General features: G+C 73.9%; 24 protein-coding genes. 14 read left to right on the plus strand and 10 right to left on the minus strand.

Annotated features, from left to right (window positions below; genetic code table 11):
* Positions 1–74 precede the first annotated feature (74 nt).
* Together ACIBTV_RS08090 and ACIBTV_RS08095 are read left to right on the plus strand one after the other, a co-directional pair.
* Positions 75–1,475 carry a flavin-containing monooxygenase gene (locus ACIBTV_RS08090; RefSeq protein ID WP_396703298.1) on the plus strand — a complete coding sequence of 467 codons (1,401 nt, stop codon included), beginning with the start codon at positions 75–77 and terminating at the stop codon, positions 1,473–1,475.
* Between the two features lie 14 nt (positions 1,476–1,489).
* The gene (locus tag ACIBTV_RS08095; protein WP_396703500.1) at positions 1,490–2,284 is read left to right on the plus strand and encodes an alpha/beta hydrolase; all 795 of its coding nucleotides are present in this window, start codon (positions 1,490–1,492) and stop codon (positions 2,282–2,284) included.
* A 61-nt stretch (positions 2,285–2,345) separates the two neighbouring features.
* Here ACIBTV_RS08095 and ACIBTV_RS08100 read toward each other — a convergent pair whose 3' ends face one another.
* Together ACIBTV_RS08100 and ACIBTV_RS08105 are read right to left on the minus strand one after the other, a co-directional pair.
* Positions 2,346–3,836 carry a trehalose-6-phosphate synthase gene (locus ACIBTV_RS08100; RefSeq protein WP_396703501.1) on the minus strand — a complete coding sequence of 497 codons (1,491 nt, stop codon included), beginning with the start codon at positions 3,834–3,836 and terminating at the stop codon, positions 2,346–2,348.
* Between the two features lie 254 nt (positions 3,837–4,090).
* On the minus strand, positions 4,091–4,933 hold the full coding sequence (locus ACIBTV_RS08105) for a DUF308 domain-containing protein (RefSeq protein WP_396703300.1): 843 nt from the start codon (positions 4,931–4,933) through the stop codon (positions 4,091–4,093).
* A gap of 375 nt (positions 4,934–5,308) precedes the next feature.
* Between ACIBTV_RS08105 and ACIBTV_RS08110 the strand changes: the two genes are divergently transcribed.
* On the plus strand, positions 5,309–6,001 hold the full coding sequence (locus ACIBTV_RS08110; RefSeq protein WP_396703301.1) for a lysophospholipid acyltransferase family protein: 693 nt from the start codon (positions 5,309–5,311) through the stop codon (positions 5,999–6,001).
* Between the two features lie 143 nt (positions 6,002–6,144).
* Here the strand turns inward: ACIBTV_RS08110 and ACIBTV_RS08115 are convergent, their stop codons facing one another.
* Entirely contained in the window at positions 6,145–9,798 is a 3,654-nt protein-coding gene (locus tag ACIBTV_RS08115) for an ATP-binding protein (protein ID WP_396703302.1), read from the minus strand.
* A 158-nt stretch (positions 9,799–9,956) separates the two neighbouring features.
* Here ACIBTV_RS08115 and ACIBTV_RS08120 point away from each other — a divergent pair, with 158 nt between their 5' ends.
* Entirely contained in the window at positions 9,957–10,169 is a 213-nt protein-coding gene (locus tag ACIBTV_RS08120) for a hypothetical protein (protein ID WP_396703303.1), read from the plus strand.
* 91 nt (positions 10,170–10,260) lie between these two features.
* Here ACIBTV_RS08120 and ACIBTV_RS08125 read toward each other — a convergent pair whose 3' ends face one another.
* Positions 10,261–10,953, minus strand: a complete 693-nt coding sequence (locus tag ACIBTV_RS08125; RefSeq protein ID WP_091596564.1) for a Crp/Fnr family transcriptional regulator — start codon at positions 10,951–10,953, stop codon at positions 10,261–10,263.
* 239 nt (positions 10,954–11,192) lie between these two features.
* Here ACIBTV_RS08125 and ACIBTV_RS08130 point away from each other — a divergent pair, with 239 nt between their 5' ends.
* From ACIBTV_RS08130 to proC, 4 genes are all read left to right on the plus strand, one after another.
* A complete protein-coding gene (locus ACIBTV_RS08130) occupies positions 11,193–11,690 on the plus strand; it encodes a polyadenylate-specific 3'-exoribonuclease AS (protein WP_396703502.1) in 498 nt (165 codons plus the stop codon).
* A gap of 140 nt (positions 11,691–11,830) precedes the next feature.
* Entirely contained in the window at positions 11,831–12,331 is a 501-nt protein-coding gene (locus ACIBTV_RS08135) for a pyridoxamine 5'-phosphate oxidase family protein (RefSeq protein ID WP_396703304.1), read from the plus strand.
* A gap of 171 nt (positions 12,332–12,502) precedes the next feature.
* The gene (locus ACIBTV_RS08140) at positions 12,503–13,531 is read left to right on the plus strand and encodes a 6-phosphofructokinase (protein ID WP_091599621.1); all 1,029 of its coding nucleotides are present in this window, start codon (positions 12,503–12,505) and stop codon (positions 13,529–13,531) included.
* A 74-nt stretch (positions 13,532–13,605) separates the two neighbouring features.
* Positions 13,606–14,424, plus strand: coding sequence for a pyrroline-5-carboxylate reductase (gene proC / locus ACIBTV_RS08145; protein ID WP_396703305.1), 819 nt, complete (start codon positions 13,606–13,608; stop codon positions 14,422–14,424).
* A gap of 6 nt (positions 14,425–14,430) precedes the next feature.
* Here proC and ACIBTV_RS08150 read toward each other — a convergent pair whose 3' ends face one another.
* Positions 14,431–15,012: a flavoprotein gene (locus ACIBTV_RS08150; RefSeq protein WP_396703306.1), complete on the minus strand. Its 582-nt coding sequence runs from the start codon at positions 15,010–15,012 to the stop codon at positions 14,431–14,433.
* A gap of 265 nt (positions 15,013–15,277) precedes the next feature.
* Between ACIBTV_RS08150 and ACIBTV_RS08155 the strand changes: the two genes are divergently transcribed.
* Together ACIBTV_RS08155 and ACIBTV_RS08160 are read left to right on the plus strand one after the other, a co-directional pair.
* Entirely contained in the window at positions 15,278–15,628 is a 351-nt protein-coding gene (locus ACIBTV_RS08155; RefSeq protein ID WP_396703307.1) for a DUF2203 domain-containing protein, read from the plus strand.
* The gene (locus tag ACIBTV_RS08160; protein ID WP_396703308.1) at positions 15,625–17,025 is read left to right on the plus strand and encodes a hypothetical protein; all 1,401 of its coding nucleotides are present in this window, start codon (positions 15,625–15,627) and stop codon (positions 17,023–17,025) included. Before ACIBTV_RS08155 ends, ACIBTV_RS08160 begins: the two co-directional genes overlap by 4 nt.
* Here the strand turns inward: ACIBTV_RS08160 and ACIBTV_RS08165 are convergent.
* The 4 genes from ACIBTV_RS08165 to ACIBTV_RS08180 form a co-directional block, all read right to left on the minus strand.
* Positions 17,006–17,686 (minus strand): class F sortase, encoded by a 681-nt coding sequence (locus ACIBTV_RS08165; protein ID WP_396703309.1) that lies wholly within the window; start codon positions 17,684–17,686, stop codon positions 17,006–17,008. The two genes, ACIBTV_RS08160 and ACIBTV_RS08165, sit on opposite strands and share 20 nt — an antisense overlap.
* Positions 17,683–18,534 (minus strand): DUF4397 domain-containing protein, encoded by an 852-nt coding sequence (locus tag ACIBTV_RS08170; protein ID WP_396703310.1) that lies wholly within the window; start codon positions 18,532–18,534, stop codon positions 17,683–17,685. The genes ACIBTV_RS08165 and ACIBTV_RS08170 overlap by 4 nt, the downstream gene beginning before the upstream one ends.
* Positions 18,535–18,736: 202 nt before the next feature.
* The gene (locus ACIBTV_RS08175; protein ID WP_396703311.1) at positions 18,737–19,417 is read right to left on the minus strand and encodes an NADPH-dependent F420 reductase; all 681 of its coding nucleotides are present in this window, start codon (positions 19,415–19,417) and stop codon (positions 18,737–18,739) included.
* A 186-nt stretch (positions 19,418–19,603) separates the two neighbouring features.
* Positions 19,604–20,098: a glutathione peroxidase gene (locus ACIBTV_RS08180; protein WP_396703312.1), complete on the minus strand. Its 495-nt coding sequence runs from the start codon at positions 20,096–20,098 to the stop codon at positions 19,604–19,606.
* 138 nt (positions 20,099–20,236) lie between these two features.
* On the opposite strand from ACIBTV_RS08180, the gene ACIBTV_RS08185 reads away from it, so the two are divergent.
* The 4 genes from ACIBTV_RS08185 (at position 20,237) to ACIBTV_RS08200 (ending at position 25,274) form a co-directional block, all read left to right on the plus strand.
* Entirely contained in the window at positions 20,237–21,859 is a 1,623-nt protein-coding gene (locus ACIBTV_RS08185; protein WP_396703313.1) for a glycosyl hydrolase family 18 protein, read from the plus strand.
* Between the two features lie 270 nt (positions 21,860–22,129).
* Positions 22,130–22,633 carry a hypothetical protein gene (locus ACIBTV_RS08190; RefSeq protein ID WP_396703314.1) on the plus strand — a complete coding sequence of 168 codons (504 nt, stop codon included), beginning with the start codon at positions 22,130–22,132 and terminating at the stop codon, positions 22,631–22,633.
* Between the two features lie 97 nt (positions 22,634–22,730).
* Positions 22,731–24,137 (plus strand): class II 3-deoxy-7-phosphoheptulonate synthase, encoded by a 1,407-nt coding sequence (locus tag ACIBTV_RS08195; protein ID WP_091596599.1) that lies wholly within the window; start codon positions 22,731–22,733, stop codon positions 24,135–24,137.
* Positions 24,138–24,245: 108 nt separating this feature from the next.
* On the plus strand, positions 24,246–25,274 hold the full coding sequence (locus ACIBTV_RS08200) for a threonine aldolase family protein (RefSeq protein ID WP_396703315.1): 1,029 nt from the start codon (positions 24,246–24,248) through the stop codon (positions 25,272–25,274).
* A gap of 41 nt (positions 25,275–25,315) precedes the next feature.
* Here the strand turns inward: ACIBTV_RS08200 and ACIBTV_RS08205 are convergent, their stop codons facing one another.
* Positions 25,316–26,176: a deoxyribonuclease IV gene (locus ACIBTV_RS08205; protein ID WP_396703503.1), complete on the minus strand. Its 861-nt coding sequence runs from the start codon at positions 26,174–26,176 to the stop codon at positions 25,316–25,318.
* Positions 26,177–26,178 lie beyond the last annotated feature (2 nt).

The raw sequence follows: 26,178 nt of genomic DNA on the forward strand, positions 1-26,178 counted from the left end.
CTGGACAACCGGCTCCGATGTGGAGAGGATTTCGCGGCGACCGGCACCCGTGCCGCACGAAGGAGATTGTCCCGGTGTCCACCTCCACCGACCGGCCAGAGCCGGAGGCGAGCCCGCTCGCCCTGAGCCGCGACGGCCGCCCGGTCTCCGACCGGGGCGACACGGTCTGCGTCATCGGCGCCGGGCCCAGCGGCCTGACCGCTCTGAAGAACCTCAAGGAGCACGGCTTCGGGGTCGACTGCTACGAGCGGGAGACCGGCGTGGGCGGGGCGTGGAACTGGCGACACGACCGCAGTCCGGTGTACGCCAGCACGCACCTCATCTCATCCCGTCCGTTCACCCAGTTCCCCGACTTCCCGATGCCGGACTCCTGGCCGGACTACCCGCACCACAGCCAGCTGCTCAGCTACTTCGAGCGGTACGCCGACCACTTCGACCTGCGCTCGCACATCTGGTTCGGCACCGAGGTCATCCGGGTCGAGCCGGTCGAGGGCGACCGGTGGGACGTCACCACCCGCAGCACCGGGGGCTACGGGCCGGAGCGCACCTCCCGCTACGCGGCCGTGGTGGTGGCCAACGGGCACAACTGGTCGCCGAAGCTGCCCCGCTACGAGGGGCTGGCGGAGTTCCGCGGCGAGGTCATGCACGCCTCGTCCTACAAGGACCCGGCGCAGCTGCGCGGCAAGCGGGTCCTCGTGGTGGGCGCCGGCAACACCGGCTGCGACATCGCCGTGGAGGCCGCCCAGCAGGCGTCGCAGTGCTGGCACTCCACCCGCCGCGGCTACTGGTACGCCCCGAAGTACGTCCTCGGCCGCCCCGCCGACCAGGTCAACGACGCCCTGCTCGCGCTGCGCGTGCCGCTGCGGGTGCGGCAGTGGCTCTACCACTGGACGCTGCGGCTCACCGTCGGCGACCTCACCCGGTTCGGTCTGCCCGCGCCGGACCACCGGGTCTACGAGACGCACCCCATCGCGAACAGCCAACTCGTCTACCACGTCGGGCACGGCGCGATCACGCCGGTGCCGGACGTCGCCCGCTTCGGCCCGTACGGGGTGGAGCTCACCGACGGGCGGCACATCGACCCCGAGCTGGTCGTCTTCGCCACCGGCTACCTGCCGCGCTTCGAGTTCCTCGATTCGAAGGTGCTCGGCGACGACTCCGGCACCGGCCGGCCCACCCTGTGGCTCAACGCGTTCGCGGCGGGCCACCCGACGCTGGCCGTGGTCGGCCTGCTCCAGCCCGACTCGGGCGTCTTCACCCTCGCGCACTGGCAGTCGGTGCTCTTCGCCCGGCTGCTCGACGCGCGCCGGACCCGTCCGGAGCGGGCCGCCGCGTTCGCCGCCGCCACCACGGCCCGGACGGGGGAGCGCTACTCCGGCCAGGTCAAGGAGAGCAGCCGGCACTGGTTCGAGGTCGGCCACGCCGACTACCTGCGCGCCGTCCAGCGCGCCCTCGACTCCCTGGAGGGCAAGTGAGCAGCGTGCGGATCATGCGGCAGCGGGAGTGGGCGCGGCCGGTGCGTCCGGCCCGCCGTGAGGTCCTCAGCGCCACCCCCGAGCTGGACGAGGGGCGCCCGCCGCTGCTGTTCGTGCCGGGTTTCGGGCACGGGGCGTGGGCGTTCGCCGAGCACTGGCTGGGGCACGCCGCGTCCCGCGGTTTCCCGGCGCACGCGGTGAGCCTGCGCGGCCACGGCGGCAGCGAACCGGCGCCGAAGGCGCCGCTGCGGGCGTACGTCCACGACGTGGTGCAGGTGGCCGCGGGCCTGCCCCGCCAGACGGTGCTGGTGGGGCACGGCGCCGGGGCGCTGGTGGTGGCGCACGCGTTGGCCCGCTACCCGGCGCGGGCCGCGGTGCTGGTGGCGCCGGTCTTCCACGGCTGGGGCGTCCTCGGTGGCGCGCTGCGCCGCAACCCGGCCGGCACCCTGCCGGCGCTGGTCGGCGGGCGGCTGCGGCTCAGCCGGGCCCAGCTGTTCAGCCGCGAGTTGCCCGACGCCGAGGCCCGGCGGCACGTGGCCCGGCTGGGCCGGGCGAGCCGGCGCGCCCAGTGGCAGGTGCTGACCGGGGCCGACCCGGAGCCGGCGGTCGGCCGACCGCCGGTGCTGGTGCTGGGCAGCCCGGACGACCGGGTGGTGCCGGCGGGTGCGCTCACCCGGGTGGCCCGCCGGTACGGCTCGGCGCCGTTGCTCTTCCCCGGCATGGGGCACGACCTGATGCTCGACGCACGCTGGCGGGAGCCGGTCGACGCCCTGCTCGACTGGTTGGAGAAGGAGCCGGCCGGCCGCTGAGCCCGCGCGGCCTCGGGCCGGCCGCCGACCCTCAGCCCCCCCGCGGCGGCCGGGTCGCCGGTCAGGGTTCGGTGGGGCGGCCGGTGGGGGTGCCGGAGCGGTCGGGCTGGCCGGGCACCGCCGGCGTCGCGGGGTCACCGCCGCTGGTCAGGCGCTCGACCAGCGCACCGGTCTCGTCCAGCGCCCGCAGGTAGGAGCGGGCCCAGGCGCGGATGTCGTGCTCGTGCAGGTGGGCGCGCATGGCCCGCATCCGGGCACGCACGTCGGCCGGTGCGGCGTGCAGCGACTCCAGCAGCCCCTGCTTGAGCCCTTCCAGGTCGTGCGGGTTCACCAGGTACGCCTGCGGCAGCTCGGCGGCGGCGCCGGCGAACTCGCTGAGCAGCAACGCCCCGGCGTCGTCGACCCGGGCGGCCACGTACTCCTTGGCCACCAGGTTCATCCCGTCGCGCAGCGGGGTCACCGCCATCACGTCGGCGACCCGGTAGAGGGCGGCCAGCTCGGCGCGGCCGAACGGCTGGGTGAGGTAGTGGATGGCGGGCTCGCCGACCCGTCCGAACTCGCCGTTGATCCGGCCGACCTCGCGCTCCACGCGCTCACGCAGGATCTGGTACTGGCCGACGCGTTCCCGGCTCGGCACCGCCACCTGCACCAGCACGGTGTCGCGGACCTTGACGTGCCCGCTCACGAGCAGCTCGCTGTACGCCTTGAGCCGCTGCTCGATGCCCTTCGTGTAGTCCATCCGGTCGACGCTGAGGATGACGTGCTCGGGGCTGCCGAGGTCCTGCCGCAGGCGGCGCGCGCGGGCGGCCACGTCCGGCCGGGCGGCCAGCGCGGCCATCTCGGCGGTGTCGATCGAGACCGGGAACGCCCCGATGCGGACCACTCGGCCGTCGATCCCGATCCGCCGGTCGGTGGCGGGCAGTTCGAGCACCTTCGCCACCAGTTGGGCGAAGTTGTGCGCCGCCTGGGCGCGCTGGAAGCCGACGAGGTCGGCGCCGAGCATCCCGCGCAGCAGTTCGGCCCGGCGGGGCAGTTGCATGAACAGCTCCGGCGGTGGGAACGGCACGTGCAGGAAGAAGCCGATCCGCAGGTCCGGCCGGATCGCCCGCAGCATGCCGGGCACGAGGTGCAGGTGGTAGTCCTGCACCCACACGACCGCGCCGGGTTCGGCGACCTCCGCGGTCGCCTCGGCGAACCGCTGGTTGACCCGCTGGTACGCCTCCCACCAGCGCCGATGGTGCTGCGGCTGCTCGACGGAGTCGTGGTAGAGCGGCCAGAGGGTCGCGTTGGCGAACCCCTCGTAGTGGTCGCGCAGGTCGTCGTGGTCGAGCGGCACGGTCCGCATGTGGACGCCGTCCACGTCGGGGAGGGTGGGCGCGGGGCCGGTGCCTCCGGCCCAGCCGACCCAGGTCGCGGGCGAGTGCCGCAGCAGCGGGTGCAGGGCGCTCACCAGGCCGCCGGGGCTTCGCCGCCACTCGCAGGCGCCGTCCGGGGCCACACTGTCGTCGATGGGTAGGCGGTTGGCCACCACCACGAGGGAACTCTGTCGCATCTCGGGCATTCCGATCAGCAGAGACTGACCGCCACGAGCCAGGAACAACCGGTCAGTCAACGGGGGAAGTGACGTACAGCGGTATTCCTACTGACAGTAAGTTACACCACTGTCACGTCGACGGTGGGCCATCGTCGTCCCGCTATGCGGTCAGCTGCCGGCCATCGACGGATGTGGGCGCGCTTCGGCGGCTGGGCATCGACGGGCGTCCGGGACGGGTCGGCGTCCCGTCGTCGACGGATCTGCGGGACGGGTCAGACGACCGCGCCGTCGTCCGGATCGCGGTCGTCGTCGTCGCCACCGGGGCGCAGGCGCCAGATCAGCGTGACGAAGCCGGCGAGGATGCCCGTGAAGCCCAGCAGGGTGACGACGGGCCGGTCGACGGGCAGCAGCGACGGGAACAGGAACAGCACGAAGCCGACCACCATGCCGAGCACGCCCACCACCGCGTACTTGGAGATGCGGGGCAGCGGCGGTGGTGGCGGCGGGACGTAGCGCTCGTCCTCGTCGTCGGGCAGGTCGGCGCCGAAGGTGTCCAGCCCGTCGAGCAGCGAGGGCTCGTCCTGCGACCGGTCCGTGCGACCCACCGACACGCCCGACAGGTCGGCCGCGTAGGGCAGGCGGCGGACGTCGGTCGCGGTCGGGGCGGCGTCGTCGGTCGCGGTGCGGGTCGTGGTGCCACCGGCCGGGGCGGGCGGGTCGTCGACGTCCTCCGCGGCGGGCCACGGGTTGTCGCCCACGGCGGGCGTCGTGTGGAAGCCGGCGACGATGCGGGCCCACTCGGCCTCGATGTCCGGCTCGTCGGCGCGCGCCTGCTCCACGCCGCCCTCGTCGGCGAGCTGGGTCAGGTAGTCGCGGGCGGTGGTCAGGTGGGAACGGTCGACGTAGAGCCGGTCGACCGGCCGCGCCGGCACCGTCGTCGTGCGGGTCACCGGGTTGAGGTCGGCCGACGGTTGGAGGTACGCGGCGATGCCGCCGGCGGCCAGCACGTCGAGCAGGTGTTCACCGACGCGCGGATCCACGTCGCCGGCGACGGCGTACTCGCTCGCGTCGAGCCCGTTGTCCCGCCGCCCCCGGCGGGCCCCACCCGCTGACACCGGACACCCTCCTCAACGCGCCTGCGGCGCGACCGCCCCGAGCCCCCTGCGGCGCGACACGCGCCGTGTTCTGAATCGTGACACGTCCGGACCCCGTTCCGGGAGTGCGTTGTGTCGCGTCTTCCAAAGTCAGGGGCCGTGCCGCTGGTCGCGGCGGGTGTCGTATGTCCGTTTGTGCGGAGGACGTCAGGAGGCGGTCATCCGGCGGCCGGTCAGGGGTGACCGGTCCAGGCGTCATTACCGGTGACCGTGATCCCGTCATCGGATCGACAGACGTGATCGATCGTCGCGTTGTGGGCGGTGCCCCGGCTCCGTACGCTTGCCCCCGACGGCCCGCCCGCCGGGTGACGTGACCGCCACTGGGAAAGGACGCCGGTGTTCTACTGGCTGATGAAGTACGTCCTCCTCGGCCCGCTGCTGCGCCTGCTCTTCCGTCCCCAGGTCGAGGGGTTGCAGAACGTGCCGGACACCGGCGCGGTCATCCTCGCCAGCAACCACCTGTCCTTCTCGGACTCGATCTTCACGCCGCTGATGGTCAAGCGGAAGGTCACCTTCGTCGCCAAGGCCGAATACTTCACCGGCAAGGGGATCAAGGGCTGGTTGACCAAGATGTTCTTCGTCGGCACCGGCACCATCCCGGTCGACCGCTCCGGCGGCCGCGCCGCCCGCGCCGCGCTGGACACCCAGCTCAAGGTGCTGCGGGCCGGCGGGATCGCGGGCATCTACCCGGAGGGCACCCGTTCCCCCGACGGGCGGCTCTACCGGGGCAAGACCGGCGTGGCCCGGCTGGCCCTGGAGAGCGGCGCGCCCGTGGTGCCGGTGGTGCAGCTCAACGCCGACGAGATCCAGCCGCCCGGCAAGCTGATCCCCAAGATCGCCCGGGTGCGGATCCGATTCGGGGAGCCACTGGACTTCTCCCGCTACCGCGGCCTGGCCGGTGACCGGTTCGTCGAGCGCGCGGTCACCGACGAGATCATGTACGAGCTGATGGAGCTCTCCGGCCGCGAGTACGTCGACGTCTACGCCCAGAAGCTCAAGACCCCACCCCCCACCCCGGTAGCCGCCTGACCACCCCGCCCCTCCCGCCCCCTCATCCGTTCCGCGATCTCGCACTTTCGGCCCCTGGCTCGGCGAGTTCGCGGCTTCTGTCGGGGGGATGTGCAAGATCGCCGCGATGGGTCTCGGGCCGGGCCGCGGGCTGAGGGCTGGGGTCAGGAGGCTAGGGCGGGGTCGATCGGGGCCACGGCGGGGAGACCGGCGAGGGCGAGCAGGCCGGGTGCCTCGTTGCGCGCCGCGAACGCCTGGACCTCGGCGCGCGGGCCCTGCGCGGCGACCCGGTCGCCCGCCCGTTCGAACTCGGCCACGGCGAACGCCACCGCCAGGATCCGGTCGGAGACGTCCGGGATGCGACCGTAGATCTCGCCGCCGGCCAGGTGCAGCTCGCCGGCGCGCCGGTGGTCGCCGTCGGCCGCCCCGACGGCCGCGGTCACCGTGCGCAGCGCCGCCTCGGACCAGGGCGTCCGGTGGCCCACCCGGTCCAGCATCGCGCGTACCCGCACGGCCGCGTCCCGGCCGGCGAGGCTGGCCGCGTACGCCGCCGCCGCGATCCACTCGCCGCTGGCCAGTGCGGGCACCGCCGACCAGGAGTCGGCCAGCTCGCCGATCAGCTCGGCGGCTTCCGACTTCCGCCCCTGCAGGGCCCGGCAGAGCGCGGCCATGCCGAGCATCGTCCAGTGCAGCCGGTGGAATCCGCTGCCCCGGGCGGTGTCGAGCGCGGCGTCGATGTCGTCGCGTGGGGCGGGTGTGTCGAGGGCCGCGACGGCCACCACCGGCCCGGCCGGGCCCGAGCCGGACACGGGCGTGACCGGGCCGGACGCGCCCGTGGCCGAGCCGGAAGAAGCCGCGGACGGGGCCGCCGCCGGCACCGGGTGGCCGCGCAGCACCAGCAGCACGGAGCGCAGGCCGCGGACCTGCATGTCCCAGCTGCCGGTGGGGGTGTCCACGAAGGCCTCCGCGGCGGCGAGCAGCCGAGCGAAGTCGCCCTCGAACCAGGCGCGCATCGCCTCGGCCGAGTAGCTGGTGGTCAGCGTCTGGCCGCTGGCGGTGCGGGCCGGGGCGGCGGAGAGCAGAGCGTCCGAGCGGAGCCAGTCACCCTCCTCCCGGATCGCGTACGCGAGGTTCTGCGTCGCCCGGGGCAGGGCGAGGAGCTGACCGGCGCGGCTGAACTCGACGATCGTGTGCAGCTCGTCCAGTCCGGCCCGGTCTCCGCCCTGGTAGCGGGCGGTGGCCGCGGTGATGCGGGCGTTGGTGCGCGTCTCGGTGAGCCCCAGCCGCTCGCCGATCTCCGCGGCCGTGTCCGCCGCCGCCACCGCCGGGTCGCGCTCGTAGTTGAGCATGTGCAGCCGGCCCAGCTCGGCGTACGCGTCGGCCTTCTGGGCGCTGTCCGGCAGCGGCTCGAACAGGCGCACCGCGCGGTCCAGGCAGACCAGCGCCGCCCCCCGGTCGGCGCGCAGCCAGGCGGCCTGGCCGAGCAGCGTCCAGGCGCGGGCCGCGCAGGCGTCGTCGCCGAGGGCGGCGAGTTGGTCGGCCAGCGTCTGCAACTGGTCGGGCCCGCCGCCGGAGAGGAACGCGTTGCCGTCCCGGTAGAACGAGATCTCCGTGCTCAGCAGCTCCAGCTGGAGCCGGCTCACCGGGTCCGACTCGTCGGCGAGGCCGAGGGCGCGGCCCGAGTGGCTGGCCGCGGCCTCCAGCCCGTGCAGGGCGTACGCCCGGCGGGCGGCCCGGTGCAGCGCGTGCCGCGCGGCGGCGGCGTAGCGGCGGGTCTCCATGCCCAGCGTGCGGGCGATCTCGTGGGCCGCCCAGCGGTGGTGGGCCAGCACCTCGGCGAGGTCGGTGTCCCGGCTGCGGGAGAGCGCGTCCAGCCAGTCCGCCGTCCGCTCGTGCCGGGCCACCCGTTCGGTGCGCGGCAGCCGCTGGTAGCAGACGTCGCGGACCAGGACGTGCCGGAACCGGTACTCCGGCTGACCGGCCATCGTGGAGTCCGCCTGCTCGTGCACGAAGTCGCGCTGTTCGAGGCGGCGCAGCGCGCGTTCCACCGCCTCCACCGGTTGCCCCAGCGCGGCGGCGACCGCGCCGGGCCAGAACTGCACGCCGACCACGGCGGCGGCCAGCAGCACCGCTCGGTCGGGGGCGTCGAGCAGGTCCACCCGGTTGGCGATGACCGCGTGGACGCTCTCCGGCATCGGCAGGTCGAGGTGCCGTTCCAGGGACCAGCCCCGGCCGGACTGGCGCAGCGCGCCCTGCTCGATGAGCATCCGCACGTACTCGTGCGCGTAGAGGGGGTTGCCGCCGGCTACTTCGATGAGCGGGTTGAGCAGGTCGGCGGAGAACGCGGCCTGACCGAACATGTGCGCGTAGAGCGAGGCGATGCCGGTGTCCCGCAGCGGCGGCAGCGTGATGGTGAGCGAGCCGGTGATGGTGCCGGCCCAGCTCGGGTCGCGGTCGACCAGCTCCGGGCGGGCGGTGCAGAGCAGCAGCAGCGGTACGTCCCGGGCGGCGGCGCCCAGCAGCTCGACGAAGCGCAGCATCGCGTCGTCGGCCCAGTGCAGATCCTCGAAGACGAGCACGGTGGGGCGGCGGGCGGCCAGGGCCAGCAGGAAACGCCGCCAGGCCGACTCCGCCTCCTCGGCCGGCATCGGCGTGCCGGTCAGGCCCACGAGCGGACGCAGCGCGTCGACCACCCGGTTGCGCTCGCCCGGGCCGACCAGCTCGGCGACGGCCCCGGCGAGCCGCTGCGCCGCGCCGGTGGCCGGGTCGGTGTCGAGGATGCCGGCCTCGGCCTTGACGATGTCGGCCAGCGCGGCGAACGTGACGTTCTCGCCGAACGGCGGGCACCGGCCGGTACGCCAGGTCAGCGGCTCGTCGACCAGCCGGTCGGCGTGCCGGTGCAGCTCCCGGACCAGCCGGCTCTTGCCGATGCCGGCCCGCCCGAAGACGGTCACGACCTGCGGCAGCCGGTCGCGCAGGGAGCGGTGCAGCGCGTTGACCAGCAACCCCAGCTCGTGCTCCCGGTCGATCAGGGGGGTCGTGTCGGGTTCCCGGTCGGTGGGCTGTTGGCGTCGTGGGGACAGCGCGAGCCAGACCTCGGTGGGGGTGGAGCGCCCACGCAGGGTGACCGGCGCCTGTTCCTGGTAGCGGATGGCGGCCCGGGTCAGCGCGTGGGTGGCGCCGCAGACCAGCACCCCGCCGGGCGGCGCCACCGACTGCATCCGCGACGCGGTGTTGACCACGTCGCCGGCCACGATCGCCTGCCCGCCGTCCCGGGCGGCGGCCACGTCGACCAGCGCCTCGCCGGTGGCCACCCCGACGCGGAAGCGCAGCTCGCTGGCGCCGGTGGGGGTGTAGCGGGTGAGGACACGTTGCAGCTCCAGGCCGGCGCGTACGCACCGCAGCGCGTCCGTCTCGGTGGACACCGGCGCACCGAACAGGGCCATCACCGCGTCGCCGATGTACTTCTCGACCACGCCGCCGTACTGGCCGACGACCCGCCGGGCGGCGGAGAAGAAGCCGGTCTGCAGGGCGCGGACCAGCTCCGGGTCGGCCCGTTCCACGTACGGGGTGAAGTCGATGAGGTCGACGAAGAGCACACTGACCCGCCGGCGGTCCTCCTGCGGGGTCACCCGGGGGCGGTCGGTGCCCGGCCGGGGCGCGCCGCAGGAGGTGCAGAACGCCACGTCGGTGGCGAGCGGACGCAGGCAGTGCGGGCACACCGCACCGAGCTCGGCGCCGCAGCCACCGCAGAAGCGGTCGCCGTCGGAGGCGGTCCGTCCACAGCGGTCACAGTGCGCGGCGATGACACCCTCCACTGCTCGGCCCGGTGGCGCCGGGCGACGCCGTCGGAAGCGAGTATCGCCGCCGGTCCCGCTGTCGGGTACCGGGCTGTTGGCTTGTGGACAGTCCTCCGAGCGGTCTCCGGGGCTACAGTCAGGCGGCGAATCGATCAGGACCGAAGGGGGAGAGGTCAATGGTGTACGTCAAGCTGGAGAGCGACTGGACCGACGGCAACGGGGTGAGCCACGCCGCGGGCGAGTCGGTCGACGTCGACGCGGCCACGCTCGCCGCGCTCCAGGCCGACGGGATCGTCAGCGAGCCGGCGGGCAGCAAGGACGGGCCGGACAAGTGGGCCGGGCCGGGCAGCCCGGAGAAGTGGGCCGGGCCGGGCAGCGCGGGTCGGTGATCCGCCGCCGGTGAGACGGCACGAGGCGGTCGGGGTGCCAAGCGGTCACCCCGGCCGCCTCGGCGGTTGTCGGGTCGGCTCGTCGGCCGGCTCAGCGGTCGTTCATGCCGGCGCGGCGGCGCAGCGCGGCCACGTCGGTCACCACGATGCGGCGCCCCTCGGTGCGCAGCCAGCCCCGGTTGGCGAACGACCCGATCGCCTGGTTGACGCTCTGCCGGGAGCCGCCGGCCATCTCCGCGAGCTGACTCTGGTTGAGCTCGATGGTGATCATCGGGGCCTGGCTCTCGCCGGCCAGCCGGACGAGGGTCTTGGCGACGCGGCCGGGCAGGTCCAGGAAGACGTGGTCGGCGTTCTGTTCGGTGAGCCGGCGGATGAGCCCGCCGAGCGAGCGCATCACCGCGTCGAGGATGCGCGGGTTGGAGTGCACCAGCTCCATGAACGCGCCCCGGGACAGCGCCAGGGCGGTGCAGTCCTCGATCGCCTCGGCGGACGCGGAGCGGGTGGACGCGTCGAGCAGGGAGACCTCGCCGAGCACGTCCGGCGGGCGGATCACCGAGAGCACGGCCCGCTCGCCGGTGGGGGCGGTGCGGAACACCGCGACGGCACCCCGGCGCAGCACGATGAGGGACTCGCCCGGGTCGTTCTCCACGAAGAGCAGCTGGCCCTTGCGGTAGGTGCGCGGGACCGCGGCGGCGATCACCCGCTGCCGCACCTCCGGCTCGAGCCCGGCGAACATCTCCACGCCCGTGAGCGCGTCACCCGGCTCCGGCAGGCGAACCTCCACGGCCCAACCCCTCCCCGGTCAAGGACCACAACTCGCACACCGGGTGAACCTGACGGCCCCTGACGTGGGTGAACTGACACCCGTACGGCGTCCGGTAGCGGTACACATCAGATCATGACGGGCTTGTCGCTTGCTGTACACCCCTCAAACCACTTCTGTGACAGTCCCGAGCTGCGCCGCCGGTGGCGTCCGGGGCCCCCGGCGTCGCGGCGGCGGCGGCGTGGGCGAGGATGGCGGTGATGGTCTACCGCTACTTCTACGACTGTGAGTTCATCGAGGACGGCCTCGTCATCGACCTCGTCTCGATCGGCGTGGTCGACGAGTACGGCCGCGAGTTCTACGCGGTCTCCACCGAGTTCGACGACTCCCGGGCGGTCCCCTGGGTGCGCCGCAACGTGCTGGACAAGCTGCCCTCCCCGGCCGACCGGGCCTGGCGTTCCCGGGAGCGCATCCGCGACGAGCTGTACGACTTCCTGGTCGAGCCGATCCGGGACCGCCCGAGCGAGCAGCTCGAACTGTGGGCCTGGTACGCCGCGTACGACCACGTGGTGTTGGCGCAGCTGTGGGGGGCGATGCCGGCGCTGCCCCGGGAGATCCCCCGGTTCACCAAGGAGCTGCGCCAGCTGTGGGACGACCGGGGTCGGCCGTCGCTGCCGGACGCCGATTCGGCGCGGCACGACGCCCTGGTCGACGCCCGCCACAACCTGGCCCGCTGGCGGGCGATGACGACCCGCTGAGCAGCGGGTCCGCACGACCTGGCGTGGCGCTGGGTGGTCCGGCGGGATCGGGTGTCGAGTTGATGCCCGTTCCACGGTTTGGCCCGTTCTGTCCGGGGCACCGCCTCCGTCGAGCCGACCGGCCGAGCGAGGGGAGCGCCATGAGCAAGGACCCGTCCCGCACCGAGGAGACCCGCCGGCGGGTCACGGGGCTGATCAGGGACGCGCGGATCTGCATGTTGACCACGATCGGCCTGGACGGCAGGCAGATGAGCCGGCCGATGGCTCTGCAGGACGCCGACTTCGACGGTGACCTGTGGTTCTTCGCGTACGCCGACTCGGCCAAGCTCCGCCAGATCCGGGTCAACCCGGAGGTGAACGTCGCCTTCTCCGACCAGCGCCGGCACTCCTGGGTCTCCATCTCCGGCACGGCGATCGAGGCGTACGACCGGGAGCGGGCGCGCCGACTGTGGAACCCGACGCTCACGACCTGGTTCCCGGACGGCCCGGACACCCCCGGGCTGGCTTTGATCAAGGTGCACGCCGGTTCGGCGGAGTACTGGGACTCGCCGGGCGGCACGGTGACGAACCTGCTCGGCTCGGCCCGGGCGCTCACCGGCCGCCCGTCGGGGCCCGGCGAGAACCGCGAGGTGCGGTACTGAGGGTGGCCGCCCGACGAACGGAACCGGGGCGCGCTGTCGCCGCACAGGCGGGGCGACTACAGTGCGCAGTGACGGCCCGCCCCGGGCCGGCAATGGCGCCGATGGTCTGATCCGACACCTATCCTGGGGCTTACCGGGCTTCACCAGATGCTCCAGGAGGATGAGCAGATCATGCGTATCGGCGTGCTCACCGGCGGCGGCGACTGCCCAGGTCTCAACGCGGTCATCCGGGCGGTCGTCCGCAAGGGCGTCGCCACTTACGGTCACGAATTCGTGGGCTTCCAGGATGGCTGGAAGGGCCCGCTGGAGGGGCTGTCCAAGCCGCTCGGCATCGCCGAGGTCCGTGGCATCCTGCCGCGCGGCGGCACCATCCTCGGCTCGTCCCGGACGAACCCCTTCAAGATCGAGGGTGGCGTCGAGCGGATCAAGGAGAACCTGGCCGCGCAGGGCGTGGACGCGCTGATCGCGATCGGCGGCGAGGACACCCTCGGCGTCGCCACCAAGCTCCACGAGCTGGGCGTCAACGTGGTCGGCGTGCCCAAGACGATCGACAACGACCTCGGTGCCACCGACTACACCTTCGGCTTCGACACCGCCGTCAACATCGCCATGGAGGCGATCGACCGGCTGCACACCACCGCGGAGAGCCACCACCGCACCCTGGTCGTCGAGGTCATGGGCCGGCACGCCGGCTGGATCGCCCTGCACGCCGGCCTGGCCGGCGGCGCCAACGTGATCCTGCTGCCGGAGCGGAACTTCGACGTCGAGCAGGTCGCCGGCTACGTCGAGAAGCGCTTCCAGCACCAGTACGCCCCGATCGTGGTCGTCGCCGAGGGCGCCCAGCCGCTGGAGGGCCAGATGGTCCTGCAGAACCAGGAGCTGGACGCGTTCGGCCACGTGCGGCTGGGCGGCATCGGCCAGTGGCTGGCCGAGCAGCTGGAGGCGAAGACCGGCAAGGAGGCCCGCACGGTCGTGCTCGGCCACATCCAGCGCGGTGGCACCCCGACCGCGTTCGACCGGGTCCTCGCCACTCGCCTCGGGCTCCAGGCGATCGACGCCGCGCACGAGGGCGACTGGGGCAAGATGGTCGCGATGCAGAGCACCGACATCGTCCGGGTGCCGCTGGCGGAGGCGACCCGCGAGCTGAAGACCGTGCCGCTGGAGCGGTACGCCGAGGCCGAGGTCTTCTTCGGCAGCTGATCGACCGATGCGGCGTCGCGGCCGGCCTCCGGGCCTGCCGCGGCGCCGTTCCGGCGAGGAAGGGGTACGGCGGGATGTCAGCCGGGGTCCACACGGTCGCGGTCATCGGTGCCGGCAAGATCGGTGAGCTGATGCTCTCCGGCCTGCTGCGCTCCGGCTGGCCGGCGGACCGCCTGCTCGCGACCGCCCGTCGCCAGATCCGGGCCGAGGAGCTGGCCACCCGCTACGGCGTGCGGGTGGTGGACAACCTGGTGGCCGTCGACGAGGCGGACGTGCTGGCCGTCGCGGTCAAGCCGCAGGACGCGGCGGTGCTGCTGGACGAGATCGGCCCCAAGGTGCCCGCCGACAAGCTGGTGATCTCCCTCTGCGCCGGCCTGCCGACCAGCTTCTTCAACCGCCGGCTGCCGGAGGGCACGCCGGTGGTCCGGGTCATGACCAACACCCCGGCCCTGGTCGACGAGGCGATGACCGCGATCTCCGCCGGCGTCCACGCCACCGGAGCGCACCTGGCCCTGGCCGAGGAGATGTTCAAGCCGCTGGGCGCGACCATCCGGGTGCCGGAGTCCCAGCAGGACGCGGTGACCGCGCTCTCCGGCTCCGGCCCAGCATACTTCTACCTGCTGGTCGAGGCCATGATCGACGCGGGCATCCTGCTCGGACTGCCCCGGCAGGTCGCGCACGAGCTGATCGTGCAGACCGCGATCGGCTCGGCCGTGATGCTGCGGGACTCCGGCGAGCACCCGGTGAAGCTGCGCGAGGCCGTCACCTCGCCCGCCGGCACCACCATCTCCGCCGTGCGTGAGCTGGAGAAGCACGGCGTACGCGCGGCGCTGCTCGCCGCGCTGGAGGCGGCCCGGGACCGGGCGCGGGAGCTGGCCGCCCAGAACGGGTAGCCCCGGTCAGCCGGGCTGCGTCGCCAGGTCCTCGGCGTCGGATGCCCGCTCGGCGGTCGGCTGTGTCGGGACGCGCGCGAACCGGGTCCAGGTGGAGACGACCCGCGCGGCGGCCTCCCAGGGCCCGGGGTGACCGACGGCGGGCGCGGTGACGATGACACCCCAGTGGCGCAGTCGCTCCAGGCTCTCGGCGAAGGCCGGGTGCCGGGCGAGCGCCGGCTCGGGGGCGGGCACGGCGACGACCGGCAGGCCGACGGCGGTCGCCTCGTTGAGCAGTCGCAGGGCGAGGCTGTCGTTGAACCCGTACGCCCACTTGTTGACCAGGTCGAAGCTGGCCGGTGCGACGGCGAAGGCGTCGGCCGGCGGCAGCGGGTGGAGGGCCTCGGCCCGCTCGTCCGGCCGGACCGGGTGGCGGGTGAGGTCGGCGAGCCGGGCGTGGTCCTCCCGGGCGGCCGCCTCCGGTGTGGTGATGACGTGGACCTGCCAGCAGAGGTTCTGGCAGGCGGTGATGAACGGTGCGAGTTCGGCGGCGGCTCCGGTGCCGCAGACGACGAGGTGCAGGACAGGAGATCGGGATTTTCCGGGCATTGCGCCTCCTATCGCAGGTCCCGCAGTCGAGGCTATCGATGCCGATCCGGACGCGAGCCGTTTTCCGGGTATCCGGCCGGACTGTCCGATGACGCGACCCGTTGGCTGAGTGCTCAATCAGTCGAACGGACCAGGAGCGGCCCGTGGAGTCCCTCGGACGGCCGCCGGTCCGGACCAGCCGCACCCCGACCGTGGACGCGGCCCGGGCGTCCACCGGCCGCGTCGGGGGACCCCGGTCGGGTGCCGGGGCGGCCATACTGGCCGGGTGTTCACACTCGCCCAGGCCCGGCACCTGGTGGCCACCCTGCGCCCGCGCGTCGACGAGCTGATCCGACTGCGCGCCGACCTGGCCGAGCTGCGGGCCGACCTGGCCGAGCACGGCGCGAGCCCGCTCGGCGGTCGGGCCGAGGTCAAGGGGCTGGAGGCGCGGCTGCACGCCGTCCTCGAGGAGCTGCACCAGCACGAGATCCAGGTCAAGGGCATCGCGCCGGTGCTGCTCGACTTCCCCGGCGAGCGCGACGGCCGTCCGGTGCTGTGGTGTTGGCTGGAGGGGGACTCGGACGTGCGCTGGTACCACCGGATGGAGTGCGGCTTCGCCGGCCGTCGGCCGGTGTGACCAGGCGCCGCCCGCTGCTTCTGGCGCGCGGGCTGCTGCCGTACCCCGGCCGGGTGTTCATGGCGGCGGGCGTGGCGCTGCTGTTCACCCTGCCGGCCCTCGACGCGACCCGGTACGCCGGCTGGCGCGCCGACCTGCGGACGGTGACCCTCGCGTCGGCGGTGGTCGCCGCGGCCGGCGCGTTCGTGCTCGCCGCCCGGTACGGGGCACACTCGCCCGCCGACGCGGCGCGTCTTCCCGGCCGGCTCGCCGTGGCGGTCGCCGGTGCCACGCTGCTCGCCGCGGCCTACCTGGGCGCGGCCCAGCTGCTGTACCGCCGGGTCGTGCCCCTGGCCGTCGACGGACCGGTGCACGGCCTGCCGACGCGCGGCCTGCTGCTGGCGGCGCTGGCCGGGGCGTTCGGCGTCGCCGTCGGCGCGCTGTGGCGGCGTCCGGCGGTCCTGGCCGCGCTCGCGGTGTCGCTCGTCGCGGCGGAGCTGACCCTGGCCGGGCCGGCTGGCGGACCGGTGTCGGCCGTCCGGTTCTGGCTGCTCGGCGTGGGCCAGCGGCACGACGTGCCCGGCTGCGTGAGCGCGGTGCCCGCCGAGTGCGTCACCTGGACCCACCGGTACTGGCCGGCGGGCCTGACCGTGGCGGCGACGGTGGCGGTCGCGGTGTTGGCGGCGGCCGTGGTGGCCGCCCGGGGGAGGGCCGAGCCCTCGGCCGAGCCGGACCTGGCCGCGCGGGATCCGGCCGCGCCGGCCCCGGTCGGGCCGGGCCGGGTCGACGCTTCACCCGGCTCTGACCCGGCTCCGGTCGGTGGTCGAGCCGAGCCCGACGCCGGTTCCACCCCGGACCGCGGTCCACGCCGGCCGCAGGCGCTCCGCTGGGCGCTCGCGGCCGGGCTCGTCGTCGTCGGGCTCGCGGCGACCCCGGCGCTGATCGCGACGGGCGCGCGGCACGCGACCGATGACCTCCCCGTGGGGGTCGGCCGGGCCGCGCCGACCGGATCACCGGTGGAGGTGTCGGTGACCGCGCCCGGTCGACTCGCGGTCTTCGCCGTGGGGTTGGTGGCCCTCCGCGACTGCCGCGCTGTGTCGTTGGACGGCACGCGGGTGGACCTCGCACCGGTGCTCGGGACCGTGAACTACGGCGACAGCGTCAACTACCGGTGGGTCGGCAGTTTCCGGCTGCCCGGGTCGGGGCGGTGGACGGTCCGGTGCGCCGGGGAGCCGGGCGAGTACCTGGTGGCGGAGGCGCCCCGGGTGGGTGGGCTGGTGGGTCGGCTGGTGGAGGCGCCCCGCCCGGTGGGCTGGCTGCTCGGCGCGCTGCCGGGCCTGCTGGTCGCGGCGCAGACCGCCCTCGCCGGCCGGCGGCACGGGTGGGCGGCTCGGGCGGTCAGCCGGCCGGCGCGCTGACCGCGAAGACGACCACGTTGTCGCGGTAGTGCCCCCGACGGCGGTCGAAGTCGCCGCCGCAGGTGATGAGGCGCAGCTCCGGGCCGGGCGTCGGGCCGTACACGGTCGCGGTGGGGAAGGCGTCCTTGCGGGTGCGCAGCGAGCCGGTGACCCGGAAGGTCAGCCGCTGGTCGCCCCGCCACACCTCGACCGGGTCGCCCGGTCGCAGCTCGTCGACGCGGGCGAACACGGCCGGGCCGCGCCGGGAGTCGAGGTGCCCCGCGAGCACCGCCGGGCCGGTGTCGCCCGGGGCCGGGCCGCCGCCGTACCAGCCGACGACGTCGAAGTCGGCCGGCGGCACCAGGGCACCCGCGCGGTCGAGCCCGAGGACGGTCAGCCGGCTGTCGACGCCGATCCGCGGCACCCGTACCCGGGTGGGTGCGCCGGTCGGCGCGGGGCGCGTGGCCGCCGGTCGGGCCGACGGGCTGGTGGCCGGCCCGGTCGACGCGCAGCCGTCGGCGCAGCCGGGCTGCCAGGTGGCGGCCGGCGGCGGCTCGGTGCCGGCCAGGCCGACACCGGTGCCGGCCGCCAGCCCGACCGCCGCGCCGAGCGCGATCAGCGCGGCGGCCGGCGCCCGGCGATCCCGGTGCCGCCGGATCGCCGGGCCGCGCGGCGCGGTCACCAGGTGGTTCGCCGCCGACGCAGCAGCACCAGCCCGACAGCCAGGGCGAGCACGGCCGACCCGCCGGCGAGCAGTGGGTACGTCGCGCGCCCGCCGGTCGCGACGCCACCGGCGCCGGTGTCGACCCCACCGGCCGGCACCACGGTGCCGCCCTCGGCGTCACGCCGCAGCTCGGTCGTGAGGCCGCCGTGCTCGGCGTCCAGCACGAGCAGCGAGTAGACGGCCCCGCCGGTCAGCCGGACCTCGGTCTGGGTGGCCGGGCCGCCGCTGCCGGACAGCCGCAGCCGCCACCGGCCGGGTTCGACCAGTTGGTAGTCGGTGGTCGTGGCGAACTGCACGCCGTCGGCGATGGTCGGCCCGTCGGCGGCGGCGACGTCGAGCACCGGTGCGCGGACCGACGCCTGGACGACCCGGACTTTGGCCTGCCCGTTCCGGGGTGCGCTGAGGTCGTCGTGGAGCACGCGGAGCCCGAGGTCGGCGTACCGGCCCACCCCGGCGACCGTGTACGCCTCGCCGCCGCTGACCGCGACCTCGGTGGTGAGCACCGGCGGGTCGCTGGCCGGCTCGCCCGCCTCGCGCATCGCCACGGCGTAGCGGCCGGCGGGCAGCGGCAGGTAGTCCGAGACGACGCCGTAGCCGACACCCGGGAAGACCTGCGGCTCGGCGCCGCCGGGTGCGGCCAGGTAGACGTCGACGCTCGGTGTGTCGGGGGAGAGGTGGGCGAGTCGGACGTAGCCGACGGTCGCCGCCGCGGCCGGTGTGGCCGTCGTGGTGACGAGGCCGGCGCCGAGCAGGAGTGCCGCGGCGGTCGCGAGCAGACGGCGTGGCGCGGTGTGGGACAGGTGCATGTCGCCTCCGGGGGGCCGGGTCAACGGGGTCCGTCCACCGCAGAGCGTCCCGTTAACGGGACTCGGATGCAACTGTCATCGACCCGACACGCCGAGAATCCGTCGCGACACGCTGCGTCACCCCGGCTCGCGGCCTCCGCGACGGTGGCGTGTGCGGGAGAGGGCGGGATCACCCGTCGGCGGATCGTCCGCCCGGTGCGGCTCAGGCGGGCGAGGCGGCGGCGTCGAGCGCGGCCCGGACCCGGTCGGCCCCGGCGGGCGCCTCCGTCGACCAGTCCTGCGGGTCGGCCGCGTAGACGAGCCCGTACGCCGGGGTGTCCGGCTGGTAGCGCCAGCCCTCGGCGAGCCGGCCGGCGTCCACCGCGTCGTAGCCGATGCGGTCCAGGAACTCGGTCACGGCCGCCCTCGCGTCCGGGTCGTCACCGGCGATGGGCAGGGCGGTGCGCTCGGGGTCGCCGGTGGTGCGGGGGAGGGTCGCCAGGTGCGCGAAGTTGATGTTGTTGAAGACCTTGACCACCCGGGCCGCCGACAGGTGCCGCTGGAGCAGTTCGCTGCTGGTGGTCTCGCCGGAGTCCAGCTCGGTGATGGCGCCGTCGCGCTGGGGGTAGTAGTTGTTGGTGTCGAGGACGACCTTGCCGGCCAGGGGCTCCACCGGCACGTCCCGGTACGCCTTGAGCGGGACGCTCACCACCACCAGGTCCCCAGCCCCGGCCGCCTCCTGCGGGGTCGCCGCCCGAGCCCGTGGCCCCAGCTCCGTGACCAGGTCCTGGAGTGTCTCCGGGCCGCGCGAGTTGCTGAGCACCACGTCGTAGCCCGCGGCGACCGCCAACCGGGCCACCGTGCCGCCGATGTGTCCACTACCGATGAATCCGACCGTCGTCATGCCCCTGCGAACCTCGTCCCCTGTGGCGCCATTCCCCGGCGGCGGGCTGAGTGAGCCAGCTCGCGGTGCCGCCGGTCGCCGCTCGCGGCCCGTTCACCGTATCGGCGGCACCGACGGCGAGGAGGCGGATCGGCGGCCGACCACTCTCCCGGCGGACGTGTGTCCGCCGGGAGGGCGGCGGGTGGCTCAGGCCGAGGCGGGGAGCACCTTCTCGATGCCGGCGCGCAGGTCCGCCGCGTCCGGCTCGACGGTCGGCGCGAACCGGGCCGCGACCGTCCCGTCCGGAGCGACGAGGAACTTCTCGAAGTACCAGCGGACGTCGCCGGTGTGGCCGTCGGCGTCCGGGGTCTCGACCAGGGTCGCGTAGAGCGGGTGCCGGTCGGGTCCGTTGACCTCGACCTTCTCGGTGAGCGGGAAGGTGACACCGTAGTTGACCTGGCAGAACTCGCTGATCTCGGCCGCCGTCCCCGGCTCCTGGCCGGCGAACTGGTTGCACGGCACGCCGAGCACCACCAGGCCACGGTCGGCGTACTCGTCGGCGAGGGCCTGGAGGCCGGCGTACTGGGGGGTGAGGCCGCAGCGCGAGGCGACGTTGACGACCAGCAGCGCCCGGCCGCGGTATCGGGCGAGGTCGGCAGGGCCCCCGGCGAGAGCACCGATCGTGATGTCGAAGACCGTCATTGGGCGAGGCTACCGCGCGCGGTGCGTTTCGGCGTCGACCAGGAATCGATACATGTACATCTTGACTAAGTGATGACGCTGTGAGTAGCGTCTCTCCATCAATCTGGAAAGTTTCCTAACTGTTTGAGGAGACGCCGCATGAAGAGATCGCTCCGCCGGGCCCTGTGGGCCGGCGCCGTGGTCGTGTTGACCGCGGCGATGGCGCCGGTCGCCACCGCGTTCGGCGCCGGAAGCGTGACGACCACGTTCACGAAGGTGCAGGACTGGGGCACCGGTCACGAGACCAAGGTGACGATCACCAACGGCTCGGACGCCACGGTCGGCACGTGGCGTATCGAGTTCGACCTGCCCTCGGGGACCAGCATCAGCAGCTCCTGGGACGCCGACGTGACCCGCACCGGCGACCACTACGTCGCGGTCAAGAAGAGCTGGGCCGGTGGCCTCGCCCCGGGCGCCTCGTTCAGTTGGGGCTACAACGGCACCGGTGCCTACAAGGCGCCGCTGAACTGCACCATCAACGGCGCGTCCTGCGGCGGCGGCACCCCGCCGACCACCACGCCGCCGACCACCACTCCGCCGACCACGACGCCCCCCACCACCCCGCCCCCGACCACGACGCCGCCGACCACCCCGCCGCCGAACACGGGCGCGAAGAAGGTCGTCGGCTACTTCGCCCAGTGGGGCGTGTACGCCCGCAACTACCACGTCAAGAACATCCACACGAGCGGCTCGGCGGCGAAGCTGACGCACATCCTCTACGCGTTCGGCAACACCACCGGCGGCCGCTGCACCATCGGTGACAGCTACGCCGACTACGAGAAGGCGTACACGGCGGCGGACAGCGTCGACGGTGTCGCGGACACCTGGGACCAGCCGCTGCGCGGCAGCTTCAACCAGCTGCGCAAGCTCAAGCAGATGTACCCGCACCTGAAGGTGATCTGGTCCTTCGGCGGTTGGACCTGGTCCGGTGGCTTCACCCAGGCCGCGCAGAACCCGACCGCCTTCGCCGAGAGCTGCTACAACCTGGTCGAGGACCCGCGCTGGGCCGACGTGTTCGACGGCATCGACATCGACTGGGAGTACCCGAACGCCTGCGGCCTGAGCTGTGACAGCAGCGGCCCGAACGCGTTCAAGAACCTGATCTCCGCGCTGCGGACGAAGTTCGGCGCCAACGCCCTCGTCACCGCCGCCATCACCGCCGACGGCAGCAACGGCGGCAAGATCGACGCCACCGACTACGCGGGCGCCGCCGGCAACCTCAACTGGATCATGCCGATGACATACGACTACTTCGGCGCGTTCGCCCCGCAGGGCCCCACCGCCCCGCACTCGCCGCTCACCTCCTACTCCGGCATCCCGCAGCAGGGCTTCTGGTCGGACGCGGCCATCCAGAAGCTCAAGAGCAAGGGCATCCCGGCCAGCAAGCTGCTGCTCGGCATCGGCTTCTACGGCCGGGGCTGGACGGGCGTCACCCAGGCCGCCCCGGGTGGCAGCGCGACCGGCGCCGCCCCGGGCACCTACGAGGCGGGCATCGAGGACTACAAGGTCCTCAAGAACACCTGCCCGGCCACCGGCACCGTCGGCGGCACGGCGTACGCCAAGTGCGGCAGCAACTGGTGGAGCTACGACACCCCCTCCACGATCAACGGCAAGATGACGTACGCGAAGAACCAGGGCCTCGGTGGCGCCTTCTTCTGGGAGCTCTCCGGTGACACCACCAACGGGGAGCTGATCGGCGCCGTCAAGGGCGGTCTCGGCTGAGCCGTAGGCGGACGCACCACCCACACGGCGGGGAGGGACACGCACCGTCCCTCCCCGCCCGCGCGTGCCCGACCACCGGCTGGGCCGCCGCCCGGGAGGCCCGAGCCCGGTCGCGCCCGCCGCCCGGGAGTCCCGACCCCGGGTCGGAACCGGGCACAACCGGGACACGCCGGTGCGGCGACGCGCCGGGGAGCCTTTCGCGTCGCTCAGGTCCATGTGACAGACTCGCCGCTCGGCAGGTCTCGATGTTCACCGGTCGAGGGGGAGGGGTTGAGGGACGTGACGCACCGGAGACTGACGGGCACCGTCGCCGCGCTCGTGGCCCTGCCGCTCGCTCTGACCGGCTGCGGCGCCTTCGGGGGCGCGGAGGACGAGTCCGCGGCCAAGCCCGAGCGGGCGCCCGCCGAGGAGGCCGCCACGAAGTCCCGGGAGCGGGTGCAGGCCTACCTGGATGCGATGACCGCCAAGGACGCGGCCGCCGGGCGCAGCCAGCTCTGCGCCGCGCTGCACGAGAGCTTCGACGCGGCGGCCACCGGCCCGAACGGCGACTTCGCCGACCACTTCGAGGTGCCGCAGGCGGCGATCACCGACATCCAGTCCGGGCCGCGCGGGCAGGAGGTCAGCGTCTCGGTCTCGGTGGCGGTGGGGTCCCGGAAGGTCACCCGTCCGCTGGTGTTCACCGTCACCCGCGACGGCGCCGACTGGTGCATCTCCGCCGAGGCCGCCGCCGGAACCACCGCACCGGCCAGCCCCACCCCGAAGCCCGCCGCCTGACCTGCGCCGACGTCGCCGGCGCCGGGTGATCTCCCAGGACTCGGAACGATCCCCCTCGCCGGTCGGCCACCCCGGCCGTCGCCGTACGCTTTCTGTCATGCGCCATGAGTGGCATCAGCTGAGCCATCCCGCCGTGGACAGCCCGGGGCTCCAGACCAGCCGTCCGACCGTCGACTCCGCCGAGGACGCCGCCCTCGGGCTGGACCGCTGGCGGGACCTGCCGCGCGCGCAGACGCCGCCCTGGCCGGACCAGGCCAAGGTCGCCGAGGTGTGCAAGGTGCTCGACACCGTGCCGTCGGTGGTCGCGCCCTACGAGGTCGACCAGCTCCGCCAGCGGCTGGCGCTGGTCTGCGAGGGCAAGGCGTTCCTGCTCCAGGGCGGGGACTGCGCCGAGACCTTCGCCGACAACACCGAGAGCCACCTGCTGGCGAACGCCCGCACCCTGCTCCAGATGGCGATCGTGCTGACCTACGGCGCGTCCCTGCCGGTGGTCAAGGTGGCCCGGGTCGCCGGTCAGTACACCAAGCCCCGGTCGCTGCCGACCGACGCGCGCGGCCTGCCCGCGTACCGCGGGGACATGATCAACTCGCTGGAGGCCACGCCCGAGGCGCGGGTCGCCGACCCGCAGCGCATGATCCGGGCGTACGCGAACTCCGCCGCGGCCATGAACATGCTCCGGGCGTACCTGGCCGGCGGGCTGGCCGACCTGCACGCCGTGCACGACTGGAACAAGGGGTTCGTGAAGAACTCCCCGGCCGGCGAGCGCTACGAGGCGATCGCCCGCGAGATCGACCGGGCGCTCGCCTTCATCCGGGCCTGCGGGATGACCGACGACGAGGCGCTGCGCACGGTCACCCTCTACTGCTCGCACGAGGCGCTCGCGCTGGAGTACGACCGGGCGCTCACCCGGGTCTCCGGCGAGCGGGCGTACGGGCTCTCCGGGCACTTCCTCTGGATCGGCGAGCGCACCCGGCAGATCGACGGCGCGCACATCGACTTCATCTCCCGCATCGCCAACCCGATCGGGGTCAAGCTCGGCCCCACCACCACCCCGGACGAGGCGATCGAGCTCTGCGAGAAGCTCAACCCGGACAACGTGCCCGGCCGGCTCACCCTGATCAGCCGGATGGGCAACCACCGGGTGCGGGACGCCCTGCCGCCGATCGTGGCGAAGGTCACCGCCGCCGGCGCCAAGGTCGTCTGGCAGTGCGACCCGATGCACGGCAACACGCACGAGTCGTCCAACGGCTACAAGACCCGGCACTTCGACCGCATCGTGGACGAGGTGCTGGGCTACTTCGAGGTGCACCGGGGCCTGGAGACCCACCCCGGTGGCCTGCACGTGGAGCTGACCGGCGAGGACGTCACCGAGTGTCTCGGCGGCGCCCAGGGCATCGAGGACCTCGACCTGCCCGACCGGTACGAAACCGCCTGCGACCCGCGGCTGAACACCCAGCAGTCGTTGGAGCTGGCCTTCCTGGTAGCGGAGATGCTCCGTGGCTGACGCGAGGAGTGAGCTTGCGAGCCCCGCAGTCGGCAGCTGAAGGAACAACAGTGGCTGACGCGAGCAGTGAGCTTGCGAGCCCCGCAGTCGGCAGCCGAAAGGACAACCGTGGCTGACTTTGTCGATCTTCGTTCGGACACCGTGACCCGGCCGACCCCGGGCATGCGGGAGGCGATGGCGACCGCCGAGGTCGGCGACGACGTGTACGGGGAGGACCCGACCGTCAACGCCCTCGAAGCCGAGGTCGCCGCCCTCTTCGGGCACGAGGCGGCGCTGTTCGCCCCGAGCGGGTCGATGGCCAACCAGATCGCCCTGCAACTGGTGGTGCCGCCGGGCGAGGAACTGCTCTGCGACGCCGACGCCCACGTGGTCACGTACGAGATCGGCGCCGCGGCCGCGTACGGCGGGATCTCCTCGCGGACGTGGCCCGCCGTCGGCGCGGACATCGACCCCGACGTGGTCGCCGCCATGATCCGGCCGGACGGCTACTTCGCGGTCCCGACCCGGGCGATCGCCGTGGAGCAGACCCACAACCGGGGCGGTGGTGGGGTGATCCCGCTGGCCACCCTGCGGCAGCTGCGGCAGGTCGCCGACGACGCGCAGCTCGCCCTGCACTGCGACGGTGCCCGGATCTGGCACGCCCACGTCGCCGACGGGGTGCCGCTGGTCGAGTACGGCCGGCTCTTCGACACCATGTCGGTCTGCCTCTCCAAGGGTCTCGGCGCGCCGATCGGCTCGCTCGTCGTGGGCAGCGCGGAGAAGATCGCCCGCGCCCGGCTCATCCGTAAGCGGATGGGGGGCGGCATGCGTCAGGCCGGCCTCCTCGCCGCCGCCGGCCGGTACGCCCTCGCCCACCACGTCGACCGGCTCGCCGAGGACCACGCGAAGGCCGCCCGACTGGCCGAGGCGATCGCCCCGTTCGGTGTGCTGGCCACCGCGGTGCGCACCAACCTGGTGCCGCTGGATCTGACGAAGTCCGCCCTCGACGCGCACGCGCTGGCCGCCGCCGCGCGGGCCGAGGGGGTGCTGGTGTCGGTGCTCGGCCCGCGGACCGCCCGACTGGTCACCCACATGGACGTCGACGACGCCGGCATCGACCGGGCGATCGAGGTGCTGACCCGAATCTTCCGCGCCTGACCGACCCGCCATCCCCGGCGGTCCGCCGCTGGGTGGCCCGGTCAGGGGGTCAGGCGCTTCAGGGTGGCTATGTCGGCGGCGTGGCCGACCTGCTTCTCGCTGGGGGTCTCCACCACGATCGGCACCCCGGCGGTGGCCGGGTGCGTCATCAGCTCCGCGAACGCCGGCTCGCCGATGGTCCCCTTGCCGATGTTCTCGTGCCGGTCCCGGGTGGAACCGCACAGGTCCTTCGAGTCGTTCGCGTGCACCAGCCGCAGCCTGCCCGCGCCCACCGTGGCGACCAGCGTGTCCAGCGTGGCGGTCATGCCGCCCTCGGCCGCCAGGTCGTGCCCGGCCGCCCAGGCGTGGCAGGTGTCGAAGCACACCCCGAGGCCCGGGTGCCCGTCGACCGCGTCGAGGTACGGCCCCAACTGCTCGACCCGGGAGGCCAGCGACCGACCGCCACCGGCGCTCGGCTCGACCAGCAGCATCGGCCCGCCGGTCGACGCGGTCGAGTCCAGCAGCGGCAGCAGCGCCTCACGGACCTGCCGCATCGCCGCCTCCGCGTGCCCGGCGTCGACCGCGCTGCCCGCGTGGAACACCACCCCCCGCGCGCCGATCGCGGCGCCCCGACGCAGCGCGTGGGCGAGGGTCAGCGCGGACCGCTCGACCGTGGCCGGCGTGGGCGAGCCGAGGTTGACCAGCAGCGACGCGTGGATGAAGACCGGCACCCCGCGCTCGGCGCAGCCCGCACGGAACAGCGCGTCCTGCGCCGGGTCGCCCGGCGGCAGCGCCCAGCCGCGCGAGTTGGAGACGTAGACCTGCACCACCTCGGCGCCGGTGGCGTCGAGGTACGGCAGGGCCGCCTTCGCCAGGCCGCCCGAGGTCGGGGTGTGCGCGCCGACCGGCCGGGCCGAGGTCACCG

It is taken from the genome of Micromonospora sp. NPDC049366 (assembly GCF_044466625.1).
Taxonomy (GTDB): Bacteria; Actinomycetota; Actinomycetes; order Mycobacteriales; family Micromonosporaceae; genus Micromonospora.